This is a genomic window from Nostoc sp. C052, from assembly GCF_013393905.1.
Classification (GTDB): domain Bacteria; phylum Cyanobacteriota; class Cyanobacteriia; order Cyanobacteriales; family Nostocaceae; genus Nostoc.
The window spans coordinates 4,248,804-4,263,079 of sequence record NZ_CP040272.1 but is presented as its reverse complement, the minus strand read 5'-3'; the positions used below and the strand labels follow the sequence as shown (position 1 = coordinate 4,263,079).

At 40.7% G+C, this 14,276-nt stretch carries 7 protein-coding genes and 1 pseudogene; 2 read left to right on the top strand and 6 right to left on the bottom strand.

Annotation, left to right across the window (positions count from 1 at the left end; genetic code table 11):
* Positions 1–23: 23 nt before the first annotated feature.
* The 4 genes and pseudogenes from FD723_RS17300 to FD723_RS17285 all read right to left on the bottom strand — a co-directional run bounded on the left by FD723_RS17300 (position 24) and on the right by FD723_RS17285 (position 7,748).
* Entirely contained in the window at positions 24–1,265 is a 1,242-nt protein-coding gene (locus tag FD723_RS17300; protein WP_179066420.1) for an S-layer homology domain-containing protein, read from the bottom strand.
* Between the two features lie 786 nt (positions 1,266–2,051).
* Positions 2,052–2,693: pseudogene (locus tag FD723_RS17295) on the bottom strand (S-layer homology domain-containing protein); the annotation flags it as partial.
* A gap of 1,653 nt (positions 2,694–4,346) precedes the next feature.
* On the bottom strand, positions 4,347–5,069 hold the full coding sequence (locus FD723_RS17290; protein WP_179066419.1) for a conjugal transfer protein TrbI: 723 nt from the start codon (positions 5,067–5,069) through the stop codon (positions 4,347–4,349).
* A gap of 390 nt (positions 5,070–5,459) precedes the next feature.
* Complete coding sequence (locus tag FD723_RS17285) at positions 5,460–7,748, bottom strand: NACHT domain-containing NTPase (protein ID WP_179066418.1); 2,289 nt, start codon at positions 7,746–7,748, stop codon at positions 5,460–5,462.
* A 161-nt stretch (positions 7,749–7,909) separates the two neighbouring features.
* Between FD723_RS17285 and FD723_RS17280 the strand changes: the two genes are divergently transcribed.
* Positions 7,910–8,107 (top strand): hypothetical protein, encoded by a 198-nt coding sequence (locus tag FD723_RS17280; protein WP_179066417.1) that lies wholly within the window; start codon positions 7,910–7,912, stop codon positions 8,105–8,107.
* Positions 8,108–8,425: 318 nt separating this feature from the next.
* Positions 8,426–11,452 (top strand): exonuclease subunit SbcC, encoded by a 3,027-nt coding sequence (gene sbcC, locus FD723_RS17275; protein WP_179066416.1) that lies wholly within the window; start codon positions 8,426–8,428, stop codon positions 11,450–11,452.
* Positions 11,453–11,475: 23 nt separating this feature from the next.
* Here sbcC and FD723_RS17270 read toward each other — a convergent pair whose 3' ends face one another.
* Both FD723_RS17270 and FD723_RS17265 read right to left on the bottom strand, forming a co-directional pair.
* Positions 11,476–12,384: a GTPase family protein gene (locus FD723_RS17270; protein WP_179066415.1), complete on the bottom strand. Its 909-nt coding sequence runs from the start codon at positions 12,382–12,384 to the stop codon at positions 11,476–11,478.
* Positions 12,385–12,513: 129 nt separating this feature from the next.
* Positions 12,514–13,920: a peptidoglycan-binding protein gene (locus FD723_RS17265; protein WP_179066414.1), complete on the bottom strand. Its 1,407-nt coding sequence runs from the start codon at positions 13,918–13,920 to the stop codon at positions 12,514–12,516.
* Positions 13,921–14,276 lie beyond the last annotated feature (356 nt).

Below are 14,276 nucleotides of genomic sequence, written 5' to 3'. Positions count from 1 at the left end.
CACTCATAACTCTTCACTCCTAACTATTTTAGTGAAACCAACAAGTTTTGATTGATTGTCATTTGTAAATCGGTATTTGGGTCAATGGCGATTAAGTCAACACTCTTCTTACCGAAGAACAGACCAATCAACGCACCGATACCAGCGCCACCCAAGACTTCTTCTGTGGCAATGGCGCGATCGCCTGTGACAGCAGATACCGCTGCGGCTGCACCTGCGCCTAATACAGTATTTCTGATAATTGCACCAGTACTAGTACCCTTATTGACGGTTTCAGTTTTGGTAATCACGTCAGAACTAGCGTTCAGTTGATACTCTTGACCATTGGTCAAAACTAATTTCTCAGCAACGAATTGAGAACCACCAGTAGCAGGTTTGAGTTGACCAATAACTTGACTACCAGCAGGTATCACTACAGATCCGTCTTGCGTAACCACGTTTTGGGATACTGTCAATGTCAAAGGTGATGTTTCATCTTTGGTAACTAGAATTTTTTCTGCCTTGTCATACTTCACAGGAATAGCAGTCCCTTGGGGAATTGTGACTGATACAGGTGTTGGGGTAGTAGACCCGACAGCCACAACATAGGGTGAGTTAATTGCTGAAGCTTGATTAGAACTAACCAATGCTTGATAAATAAAAGCTGCTACCTGGGCGCGAGTGGCAGTTGCAGTTGGATTCAGGAACTTCACATTCGGATAGTTCACCACAATTTGCTTTTCAGTTGCCGCTGCGATCGGGCTACGGGCATAGCTCGCGATGCTAGAGGCATCGTTGAAATATTGCAGAGTGCTTTCGGTATTACCACTGGGGCTATATTGCAGACCGTTAGCGAGGGAAACTAAAACCTGTTCGCGGGGAATAGCTTGGTTAGGCTCAAAGCGATTACCAGGATATCCTGATAAGAAACCAATGGTATAAGCTTGCTGAATGGCACTCGATGCCCAATAGTTGCTAGGCACATCAGCAAAATTGATTGGCTGCCGTTGCTGCGCTTTTTGGAAAGCTTTATTGACCATCGCGGCAAATTGAGCGCGTGTCACTGGTTCTTCTGGGCGGAAGCTACCATCAGGAAATCCGGCAATAACACCTCGCTGAGACAATTGTTGAATAAATTGTCCTGCCCAATAGTTAGATGAAACATCAGAAAAAGTAGTTTGAGCTAAAGATGGCGAAGCTGTCATGAAAGGCGCTACAGTGCCGACTGTGACAGTCAAAGCCATAAGTGCAGCTGTTCTAGATTGCCAACGATTTAAGTTAAACATTATTTTTACTCCAGTTCAATTAGTTTTTTTACTGTTAATTAATTAGACATTTACTAAAGTATTAGGTTCCATTTTTTTGTGCTTTTTGTAAAAGCCATTACTTTAGTCATACAGTGACAATCGAAAAATCTCCATCAACCGAAGTAGGTAATAAAAGTAGTATCATGACCCTATTACCTCTTTTCATAATTAAATTAGTATTGCAATAAATGTCAATACTTAGGAAAGACGATACAGAGATAGAATAGTTGCTGAAAAATAGATTTTTTAGGGTTAAAAATTTAGGCGATCGCACACTATATTTAAAGTGGTGATCGCCTATTGAATAACTATCTAAATCAACAGATTCTAATTGTGACCGATACAGGTGTTGAGTCAATACTTCTCGGTTAAGGGGAAAAGGGGAAAGGGAAAAGGAAAGAAAAAACCTTTAACCCAAACCCAGTACCCTTTACCCCAAACCCGATTCCGAGTTAAAAATGCAAAACCCGAGAAGTATTGGGTGTTGAGTTATAACGTTTCTCGATCTAGTGAAGTACACACGTAGGGACACGGCACTGCCTATGAGTGTCAACTTAAGCTGAAACTCCTTAAAACCTCGTTTCCAGCCTTCGGCTGGAAATGCTCCTCCTGGTGGCTCTGCCGCCAGTAAGGGAGGCGGAGCCTCAACGACGGGCATTCCCAGTCGGAGACTGGGAACGAGATAATATCTAAAAGCTTTATCTGAATGGGAACCGCTATAGTAGACCCGATACTGTATATAGTGAGTTAATTGCTGAGTCTTAACACAACATAAGGTGAGTTAATTGCTGAGGCTTGATTAGAACTGACTAATGCTTGGTAGATAAAAGCTGCTACTTGTGCCCGTGTAGCATTTGCAGTTGGCTTCAGTAACTTCACATCAGGATAGTTCACTACAATTTGCTTTTCGGTTGCGGCTGCGATCGGGCTACGGGCATAGCTAGCGATGTTAGAGGCATCGTTGAAATATTGCAGAGTACTTTTGGTATTGCCGCCCGGAGTATATCCCAAACCATTAGCGAGGGAAACTAAAACCTGTTCGCGGGGAATCGCTTGGTTAGGCTGAAAGCGATTACCAGGATATCCTGATAAGAAACTAATCGCATAAGCTTCCTGAATGGCACTAGATGCCCAATAGTTGCTAGGCACATCAGTAAAATTGATTGCCTGCCGTTGCTGTGCTTTTTGGAAGGCTTTATCGATCATCGCGGCAAATTGAGCGCGTGTCACCGGTTCTTCTGGGCGGAAGGTGCCATCAGGAAATCCAGCAATTATACCTCGCTGAGATAATTGCTGAATAAATTGTGCTGCCCAATAGTCAGATGAAACATCAGAAAAAGCAGTTTGAGCTAAAGATAGTGGGGAACATCCCACTTTGGTAACTTTCTCTTGTAAAGGATAAGTCACTGGTTCACAAACAAAACTTGCCAACTTAGGCTCTACATCAGTCCGTGTGGGCGGATTTTGTTTATCTAGTTGCGATTTCCAATCACCAGATATTTTTTCTAGAGTGGGATGCTTACTTAAAAAGTCTGAGTGGGCAACAATATCGTGAGGCCCCTTAACACTGATCTTAGAACTATTTAGGTAAATATTATAATCATAAACAACGTTTGTATTTTTGGTGTTGTTATTAATATCCTTCCCAGGAAAAGCATAGAGAATGTTCCTGAGAATTCTGACATCAGATGATGTATGAGCAAATATTTGCCCACCTTTAATTTCTGGACTCTGATTATTTAAAACCGCTGTGTTATTTACAATATCAACATGATCGCTGAAAAAGGCATGAATACCCGATCCACCATTGTTAAATGCAAGATTGTTTTGAACTAAAGTACGTCCTTTATATGCACCCAATTTGGCGTTGCCATCATTTCTTGTACTATCAATAATAATGCCATTACCGTCTGTAATCTTTCCAACTGCAATCCAAGGGATGTACATACGATTGTTATAAGTCTTATTGTTGGTAACAAACATCTTGTATCCCTGGTTGTTGTCAAAATTCCAATTGCTCAACATCGAAATGCCACTGCAACCATAAACGCTATACCAGGCATTATTAAATACCACGTTATTATCTACTGTCACATAATCCGACTGAATCGCTGAAATACCTGCTCCTCCGCAGTCATGCACTTTGTTGTTGACAATACGGATGTGATGAACATGACCATTAGTTCGTCCATCAACGTTGATACAGTTTCCACTTGTCAGGGGATTTTGTTTGTTAGTCTTCTCACTCATCGCATAATCAAGGGTTATATTGGCATTGTTTCCGACTACTTCCAGCCCATTGATCTCGATATACGAAGCTCCACTTGAAATTAGGATACCATTCCAGGCATTATGCTGAATTTTTGGGAAATGGCCAGGATATGCTTTATATCTGATCCAGGCATTTGCAGTTCCAGAACGTTTAATACTTATTACACTCCCATCTTTGGGTGAGTTTGTGTATATTCCGTTCATAATCAAGACTGTATCGCCAGGGTTGGTAAGGTCTGCTGCCTTTTGAATTGTCCTAAAGGCGGATGATGTAGAGAGTCCGCTATTTTTGTCGTTTCCACTACCACTAACATAGTATGTTTTCGGTGTTGAATTCGCACTGATTAGCTCACGACTGGATAAGCTGATTTCCTTGTTAGCGGAAACCTGACGGAGGTTTTCAGCTAAAGAGACTTTTATCCTTTCTCCCTGAGCCAAAATATTTAATACTACGGGAATTGCTAGATATGCGCTTAAACCGAAACCTTGAATTACCACAAGAAAAGGCTCCTTTATCGTCACTACTTAATAAAAGTACCAGGATATTTCGTAAGTTTGAATACTCTTTTGGATAGAGAATATAATAAAGTCAAATTTACTAGCTTCCCCATAGCATACTTAAACAAGTACTCCAATAAATATTGATACTAATTAAGACGATATAGAGGTAAAAGAGTTGCTGTTAAATATAATTTTTTTTGTTTCAAAATGAAGGCGATCGCACACTATAGTTAAAGTGGCGATCGCCTATCATAGGTGATTAAATTCACGACTTGAATGAAGTTAAATCTAGTAGCGAGATGATGGTACTAAATTCAAGTTAGAATTCAGTGTCAGTCTTAAATCCTGTGCAGGTCTAATGACAAAAACATTTGCTTCTTTTTTCCGTAACAGCACACTCGCACCTGCACCCGCAGCCGCACCGATAACAGGTTTTAAATCGTCAATTCTGCGATTACCAGTAAGTAGCGAACCTAAAAGACCAGCACCCCCACCAATAGCTGCGTCAGTTAAAACCTGATTGGTGCTAGGCCCTTGTGTGACTTTTTGAGTTGTGGTGTATGTCCGAGAAGTTGCATTAATCGACTGACGCTGACCGTTAGAAAATTCTAATTCTTGAGCTACAAACCTTACGCCTTTTCCTTGGTTATCATCTGTATTTCTTGTATCTCTTGAATAACTATCTAAGTCAACAGATTCTAGCTGTCCATTAACTTTAGTACCAGCAGGAATTAAGACATTTCTATTTCTGTCGATAATGTCATTAGCTATTCTCAAGGTTATAGATTTACTTTCCCCAGGAGCAATAGTAATTGTCTCTTTTTCGTAGGTGACAGGAAAAGCAACTCCAGAAGGAATGGTCACGTTTCCGTATTGCCCATTTCTGTTTTGCCCAATGTTGTATTGAGCATTAGCAGGAGCCAAGCTGAATAGGGGGCTAATGGTGCTTGTAGTAACGGCCATTGCCATAAATGCAGCGGTTCCATATTTCCATTGATGTAGACGAGTCATAAGAGCATTATCCTTTGTGTATGTGATATGTGTGATGACGAGGATTCACTGAGTTTGTTTCTGACTGTTTTTGAACCTGTATATAAGGGTATTCCGAAGATAAAAGTACTTATTGTGATGGGAAGTCTGTGCGATCGCAATCACTCTTCAGAATTTTTATCTTGCTAATGTGCGTCACTCCAAATTAGAGGCGAGACACTTACAAGACGTAAATGAGTATCATTTTGTTCCAAAATGCTGTTTTACTACTCATGTCCACATATCTAAGCCATTGAATAGAGGCGAATCGGCTGACTGCGAACTCTTACTTTCATTCTAGATTGATTTGCTAGGACTTGGGAAATATTTTCGCTTTTTTAACGAATGATTTACTATCTGTTATGTAGGTATTTAAGATTGCTGCTGACGCTGTTTAATCTCTGCGATCGGTAATAGCAAAGTATCTTCTATCTGCTGTCGTACTTCCCGGCTGACATAACAATCGCTATTTAGGCATTCTATGAGTAACATATTGGAATCATAATACTGCTTTAGTAATTCTTTCTGGTATTGGCTGAACTGCCAATCATGACCAATATTACGATATTTAATCATCACCGCTCTGAATTGCTTAATCCAAGACTGTCCCTTGATTTTCCACCATTGCTTAAATATTTCTATGCCACCATCTACATAAGGTAGTTGAGCCTTAATTTGTTGGAGTGCTTGTTGCATTTTAGGTTCAAGGGTAAGGACAAACAATATACGGGCTAGATCAATAGCAAGGGTCAGAAAAAGATTAAACTCATAGCCATCAGCAAGGGTAAGGGTAAGGTGATCGTCAACATCACACGCAAGGGTAAGAGCTAGGTCATAATTAACTTCAAATTCAAGTTCAACGGCACGAGAAAGGATACGGAAACTATCAAGCTCACTGTCATGTTCAAAGTAAAAAGCACGAATAGCAGCTGGCTTGCATTGAAGTTGGACTGAAAGGGATCTTTGATTCACCCATTGCAAAAACTGTTGCAATTTCTCATCGCCAACTACAATCGCATCAATGTGCTTTTTCATCAGTTTCAACAAAATATCTGCACTTGGCGACATCCCAACCCCTAACAAAAATACTTCCTGCCAAGGTTTTTCCATTGTATGGATGACTAGATTTTGCAATGCCTCCTCTGATGATTGTTGGACAATAACAATTTCTCGAGCAGTAAAATATTCATGAAATGTTAAATGGGAAAATGAGTAAATTCCTTTTGCCCGTTCTACTAATAGTCCATGTTGGGCTTCAATTGAACGTAAAACTACCTCACTTTCTAGTTGCAATATTTCTGGGTCGGTATTGGCATCTGGCAAATTGCGTATATATTCTGTGATGTATTGCTCTGCTGCTTTCTGCTTGAAGAAATAATCACTCCGCTCAAACGTAGTTAGAGCAATTTTACTGAGTAAGTCTTCCTTCCGTTGAACCGATAGCTTTTTGTAAATTTGATAACGTTGAATTCCGCGTTTAGCATCCCACTTTTTCAGTAGTGCATCTAATCCTTCTTTGTATAACTCAGAGCGATTTGCCGGAAAATCCCCTGACTCTTCAAATGCTAAACATAGGAGCGTCAATAGCAATGGACTTGCAGCAAGTTGTTTAATACGGTTATTCTCTTCGAGACGTTTAATAAAAATTTCTGGCTTGACAAGTTTATCCTTAAACCAGTTAGTTGCAAAAGTAGCAATTTGTTCATCATCAAAATCAGCAACTTCGACCTCTGTGAACTTCTCAAAGGTATATTCCTGTGCTGCAATTCGGCAGCTTATAACGAAGTGATTGTTTTGGAAATCGTCAGAAAATTCTTTAATTTCTTTGAAGACGTGGCTATTATCTTCTTCTCGAACTTCATCCAAGCCATCAAGTAAAACTAATGCCTTTCCGTGTTCTAACAGCTCATTTTCTAGAGACACAGCCTGTCTTTCCCCAACTCCCCTACAATTGGAGAATTGCTGACTGATGTATTCCAGTAAACTTGGTTTATCAGCAGCTTCAGCAAAGTCTTTAAGGGTGACAAAAATTGGCACGCGTTTAGCCTGAAACTTACCTCCAATAGACTGAATCGCTAAATATTTCAAAAACGTAGTTTTTCCTGCTCCTGGCTTACCCAAAATTATCAACTTAGGATATTTTTCTACCGCCTCTAGTCCTGGCACTCGTTTTTGAGTAATTCTGCCCAGTCCAAAGCGGTCAAAATCTTCGCTACTATACTGTTGCAATAATTCATCAATACTTAACCGTTGTCGCCCAATGATTTTTTCCAGGATATTAACGCTGGTGTAAATATCATTCAAGCCAATGGGTTGAGTCATATCTAGCACTCGCATTGTGCCACAACGTTCTTGAATAAGGGGTTTTATTTTTTCGCGTACTGCTTGCACGATCGTATCAATATCAATGTTGCTATCTTGATCAATCTGTGGTTCACTAGCTAGTTCAGCAACTATCTCTTCCCACTCTAGGTCTAGTCTGTCGCAAATCTGGACAAAGAGATTGCGGTCAACAGGTTTACCTGTAAAGAATTTTCCGATTGGCTGGCGAGTTACTTCTAAATCTTCAGCTAATGCCTTTTGAGTTAAGGAACACCGAATTAAAGCTCTTTTTGCTTTTTGGATACCTTCTGGAGAACAGGAAAGCGATCGCCCGGACATAAGCTAACCATTACACTTTTGCTGATTCTAACTACCAATTTGGCTATTCATGCTTATTGCATACACAAGTCATTCATATAACAAGCCTGTATTTAAGCCTACAACAACCACTCGACTGTAAAGCTAGGAATGTAGTGATTCAAACGATTTGGGGTGCCTCAATGTTATCCAAGAAATTTTCTTTCAGAGATGAAGTGTTAGCTAGTGTAATGCTGATTACAGTGATTGGTTCTCTGACACTTGCAGTCATTGACGAGAAGAGTCGCTCTCAATTTCTAGATTTGACAAAATTCGCTATAAGTACATATATTGAATTGTTGATACCTCGGTCAAGGTCAAATGATAGCGATCGCAACTAGCCAATGACAAATTAGATAAGAAAGATCCCGACTTATTTTAAAAGTTAGGGAGCTGTAACTTTCAATTCTCACAAATCCCATAAGAATGTTTTCTTCTCAGACAACAGCAAGAAATAACAAAAGCCTCCTGGAGAGTTTCATTTTTCTCCGAAGACAGTAAAACTTTTTCATGCAACAAGAAAAATTAACTCATTCTATTGTTAAATTTTGTAAATTTGATGTCTTCAAGACTAGAAACCTGATATCTAGATAGCTAAACTAACAAACAGTGCATCTGTACTGTTAATTATTAAAAGTAGATGTGGCGCTATAGCGTGAATGATCCCAGTACAACTTATCCTCAAAAACTTCCTCAGTTACCGTGATGCAACTTTAGATTTTGGTGGTTTGCATACGGCTTGTATTTGTGGTTCCAATGGTGCGGGTAAATCTTCTCTTTTAGAAGCAATCACTTGGGCAATTTGGGGTGAAAGCCGTGCCACTGCTGAAGATGATGTCATCTATTCTGGTGCGAAAGAAGTTCGGGTTGATTTTACTTTCCAAAGTAACCAGCAAAAATATCGGGTGATTCGCACCCGAATTCGGGGAGGTACTAGCGTCCTTGAATTTCAAATAGAAATACCATCTGGGTTTCGCTCACTCACTGGCAAAGGGGTAAGAGCAACCCAAGATTTGATTTTAGAACATATCAAGCTCGATTACGATACATTTATTAATTCTGCCTACTTACGTCAAGGTCGTGCAGATGAGTTCATGCTCAAGCGCCCCACAGAACGCAAAGAAATTTTAGCGGAGTTGTTGAAACTCAATCAGTATGATGATTTGGAAGAACGGGCAAAGGAATCTTCTCGCCAATTTAAAGCAAGGGCAGTAGAGCTAGAGCGTTCTTTGGAGTCAATAAAAATTCAGCTGCAACAACGCGAGATTACCCAAGCGCAAAGAGTAGAGTTAGAAGCCGAACTCAACCAACTGCAACAAGTGCAAGCTTTTGATAATATTCAATTACAAAGTTTGCAAGTTGTCCAGCACCAGCGCCAAAATTGGGAACAACAACTCAATTTTGTAAAACAGCAGTACCAAAATCTTACCCAAGATTGCGATCGCCTCCAACAAGAACAATCAGCTATTGGCTCTCAGCTATCAGATTTAGAAAAAATATTACACCAAGAAGCTGAGATTAAGGCTGGATACGCCCAATATCAAAGTCTACAATCTCAAGAAGAAGGTTTTGCTGTCAAATTTGAAGAATACACCCGCGCCCAACAGAATCGCCAACAAAAGCAACAACAGCTTACCAAACAAATTCACGAAATCGAACGGCAACTACAACAAGCCCAAGCGCAGCTAGAAGCTTTGCAGCAACAAGAGCGAGACATTCAACAAACTCTGACTAAATCAGGTGAAGTAGAAGCCGCTTTGTCACAACTAACCGCAGCCCGTCACCATGTTGCTCGTCTAGATCAACTGCAAATGCAAGTGACTCCCTTGTTGCAACAAAGAGCAACTTTACAAAGCCAACTTGATCGCACTCATGCTGGTTTAGTAGCGCGACTCGAACAACTCCAAAGTACTGAAAACCAATTGCAACGCCAGCACCGCCGCCAACCGCAACTGCAACAAGCGGTGATGGATGTGGCAATTCAGATTGAGGAACTGGAGAAAAAGCGAGTTTATCTGCAACGAGTCCAAGAAAAAGGGCAAGAAAGGCGGCACTTTATCGAACGTCTGCAAGCTCACCAACGGGATTATGAAAAACTGCTGGGAGAATTAGAGCAGAAATTGCTTATGCTCCAAAATCCTGAAGCACTTTGTCCATTATGTGAGCGTCCTTTAGACGAACATCACTGGAGTCGGGTGGTGGAAAAAACCCAAAGTGAGTTAGAGGATACTCAAGGGCAGTTTTGGGTAGTGCGAGAACAAATGGCTGTGTCTGACCGAGAAATTCAGGTACTTAGGCAGGAATATCGCGATATATCCCAACAATTGGCGGGTTACGATGGTTTACGCGAACAACGTGGACAGTTGGCAGCTCAGTTAGAAGCTACAACTGATGTGCAACAACAGTTACAACAAATTGCTGCTGAAAAACAGCATTTAGAGCGATCGCTCCAAGCTGGTGATTACGCTCCTGATAAACAAGCCGAACTCCGGCAGCTAGAACAATATCTGCAACAAGCTAATTATAATGAACAAGACCACGCCCTGGCGCGGAGCGAAGTTGAGCGGTGGCGATGGGCAGAAATTAAACAAGGGCAAATTAAAGATGCAACTAAGCGACAAGCGCAACTATTAGCCCGAAAACCAGAATTACAAGCTAGTATTGCTCAATTACAAGCCAGAATCCAGCAAGATCAGATTGATTCTGAATGTGCTAAACAAATCGCCGCTCTTGAGCGTCACATTACCGAAATTGGCTACAGTTCTGAGCAACACAATAATTTGCGTATAGCTGCAAAGAAAGCTCAATCTTGGCATTTGCGGTATCAACAACTGTTATCAGCCCAGCAGCAGTATCCGCAACTCCAGACGAGATTGCAAGAGTTAGGGGAATCCAGAAGCGCCAGATTAACCGAGCGGCAAAAACTTGGCGGCCAAATTGAAAGCATTATCCAGCAACTACAAGCAACAGCTAACCCATCTGCCCAAATTCAAGCTTTAGAGCAGCAGTTAGCAATCCGCAGACGGCAACTCGATGAGCAAATAGCCAAGTTGGGGCGTTTAGAACAACTGGCGCATCAACTAGAAACACTGCAAATTCAATATGAACAACAGCAGCAGCAATTACAATCTTGCAAGCAGGAATATCGTGTTTATCAGGAATTAGCGCAAGCTTTTGGTAAAAATGGTATCCAAGCACTGATGATTGAGAATGTGTTACCGCAACTTGAAGCCGAGACAAATCAACTACTTTCGCGGTTGAGTGGAAATCAGTTTCATGTACAATTTATTACCCAAAAAGCTGGGCGCAGTGCTAAATCAACCAAGAAAAATGCCAAGTTGATAGACACTCTAGATATTTTAATCGCCGATTCTAGAGGAACACGAGCTTATGAAACTTACTCTGGTGGGGAAGCCTTTAGAATTAACTTTGCCATCCGTTTAGCTTTGGCAAAATTATTAGCGCAACGGGCGGGGGCGGCGTTACAATTGCTGATTGTAGATGAGGGTTTTGGTACACAAGATGCTGAAGGATGCGATCGCTTGATTGCCGCGATTAATGCGATCGCCTCCGATTTTGCCTGCATTCTCACTGTTACCCACATGCCCCACCTCAAAGAAGCCTTCCAAGCCAGGATTGAAGTCAATAAAACTCAAGAAGGTTCGCAGTTGAGTTTGTCAATTTAACAGGAATAATTCAGGAGTTAGGATTACCACCAACTAAAAAATCTTCTAACAATGTTATCGGCAATGTAATTGACTACTTTACCAATACTAGTTTTATCAGTTTCTTGACCTAAAGTTTTTCCAATCTCTTTTCCTAATTCTCCTAGTATAGTACCTCCAATTTGTTCTCCGAGTGCCTCGAAAAAACCCCGCTTCGCTTCATTCTTAGCCTTCTCTGAACGATTTTCCTCTTTCAGAGCATCCACAAAAGTTACCTTTTTATCCTTTGGTAGTGCATAGGTAATTGTTTCCACAAGCGTTATCAAGTTATAGTTTTCATTAGCACATACAGGAATAACGGCTGTACTATTGATACCGAACTTTTCAGCAACGCTCTTACTTTTAGCATCAATGTTTTTTTGCTGCTGATGCCCAGGAACATGATTAGCTATGTCCCATTCTCTAAAGGGTTCAACTTTATCAACCTGATTCAGCACAATGATAAAAGGCTTACCTTGTTCCAAGTGAGGCTTAACAATGTTATGATAAAATTCTTCATCAGAGCTAAAAGCTTTATCGTCTGCTTTGAGAACCCATAGAACTAAATCAAATTCTGGTAAATGTTTAGAGTACAAGTCTTTGTATTCTCGATCCCTTTCTCGACTTTCACCGATACCAGGCAAATCAACTAGTTTGATATTCCCTGAACCCACTCTTACAGAAATTTCCTGAAGCTCTCGTGTACAACTCTCAATATCACTGACAGGTGCAACATCTTTTCCAAAAAGGGCGTTACAGAGGCTTGACTTTCCTACACCTGTCTTGCCGAGAATACCAACTTTTGGCTCATAACTGAGCGTTTGAGAAAGCCAATGTCTAAGTTGTTCTACTTTTTCTTGTGGTAGCTGGCTAAACTGACTTAAGCGTTCTAATATATCTGCCTGTATATTCATAATTCAGTACACTATTCTAAAGAAGCGTTAGATATAGTGTTCCCAAAATCTATCTCATTTTAAGTACCTCTAGCATGATACAGGCAGCTTCTTGTTCTGAATTCTGAATTCTGAATTCTATATTCTTCTTCAATTGAATTTTACCCGTGCATCAATACCTAAAGAGCGGAGCTTTTTCGTTAGCGTTTCTGCTTGGGTGCGATCGCTAAATGCTCCAGCATTCACATAATCCCCTAGACTAGATTGCTCTGCTATAGCATCGGGTATATATTGTTGCACTTTACTCAGAGTATCATTATTGGAAATTGGAATTATGACTCTGTAAGGATTATTAGCAACTAACGTGTTGCCATTGGTAACAGGCACTACATATTCATTAGTAGGAGGTAATGCATAGCGATTATTTTCAGTATAATTACCTGCATTTGAGTTATTCAACCCCAACGCTTCCCAAGTTTCCCAATCTACATTTCCAGTCGAATTAATTCGAGAAGATTGCTGGAATGCAATCACAGATTGTCTTGTGTAATCGTTGAAAATTCCATCAGGGTTAGTGTTAGAGAAACCCAATTGCCCTAAACGCTCTTGAACTAATCTGACATTCTCACCGCGATCGCCTAAAGTTAGATAATCTCTGCCCGATTGTTGAGTACCACCTGTAGAGGCTCTACGTACTGAGTCTAATACTTGGGCATTGGCGATGCCATCAACAGGTAGACGGTTATTTCGTTGGAATGCAATTACAGCTTCTCTAGTCATTGGGCCAACATTCCCAGTGGCATTAGCATTTAAATAACCTAGCTGCCGCAAACGCACTTGGAGTTCTCTCACTTGTTGAGTAGAGAGACTCGTTCTAGCTGGAGTTGGAGAGGAACCGGCTAATGCGTTCCAAGTTTGTCGATTGACAATGCCGCTAGCAGGTATGCGATAATTCCGCTGGAATGCAATTACAGCATCTTTAGTAATTCGTCCAAAATTCCCGGTGGGATTAGCATTAAAGTAGCCTAATTGTCGTAGACGTTGTTGCAATCTTGTTACCGCTGCACCAGTTTTGCCTTGAGAGAGAGTAGGATATTGACCAACTGGCGATGCCTGGATTGGGCTGCGCCTAAGCAATGTGCGATTAGAAGTTCTACTCTGACATGCTCGTTGCAAGGCTCGTTGAGTACTAATACCTACAACTCCATCAGCAGGTATTCTATTGGCTTGCTGGAATTTGATCACAGCGTTTTGAGTCAAGCTAGCAAACTTGCCACTCACCGGGCCGTTAAAGTAGCCTAATTGTTTTAAACACCTCTGGCTGCTGCTAACTTCAGGCCCATTACTTCCTATTTTCTGAAGTGCTAAAGCTTGCCCAGCAATACTCAGGAGCCCCGTAATCAGTGCCACAGATAAAATACGTATTGCCGCACTGCTAGATAAATTTTTCCAATTCAAAAATTTGAAATTAGCTACGGAAGGAACAACCTTGACGCTTTCAGATGCCTCATATTCCAAGGCGATCTCAGTTAAATAGCTATCTAACCCTGTTTTCACTTGCTTTTTTCAAGTCATGGCTAAACAATATTATACCACCTTCTCTGTATTATGCTTGTTTTTAGTATGATTCTTTACAATGAAATCCCCAAGTTAATTATGATACACAAACTGCTGTAAAGTGAATAATAACCGATGTAAAGCAAGGCTGGTTTTCTATTTACCTGACAAAATTTTTGCTATACCCATTTGGGTTTTGAGCATGACCAACGCAGATAAATGGTGGATCTAGTCTTCCATTGAATTGGGGATGATATTCAACTTAATGCTTAAATTACTCCTTTTGATACCTTGATAAATACTTCCTCTTTTCTGGGGAAACAATCAAAATTAGAGCTAGATAAAGGTATTGAGTA

Coding starts and splice junctions, on each gene's coding strand:
- FD723_RS17300 (WP_179066420.1), bottom strand. CDS start 1,265: ATGTTTAACTTAAATCGTTGGCAATCTAGAACAGCTGCACTTATGGCT.
- FD723_RS17290 (WP_179066419.1), bottom strand. CDS start 5,069: ATGACTCGTCTACATCAATGGAAATATGGAACCGCTGCATTTATGGCA.
- FD723_RS17285 (WP_179066418.1), bottom strand. CDS start 7,748: ATGTCCGGGCGATCGCTTTCCTGTTCTCCAGAAGGTATCCAAAAAGCA.
- FD723_RS17280 (WP_179066417.1), top strand. CDS start 7,910: ATGTTATCCAAGAAATTTTCTTTCAGAGATGAAGTGTTAGCTAGTGTA.
- sbcC (WP_179066416.1), top strand. CDS start 8,426: ATGATCCCAGTACAACTTATCCTCAAAAACTTCCTCAGTTACCGTGAT.
- FD723_RS17270 (WP_179066415.1), bottom strand. CDS start 12,384: ATGAATATACAGGCAGATATATTAGAACGCTTAAGTCAGTTTAGCCAG.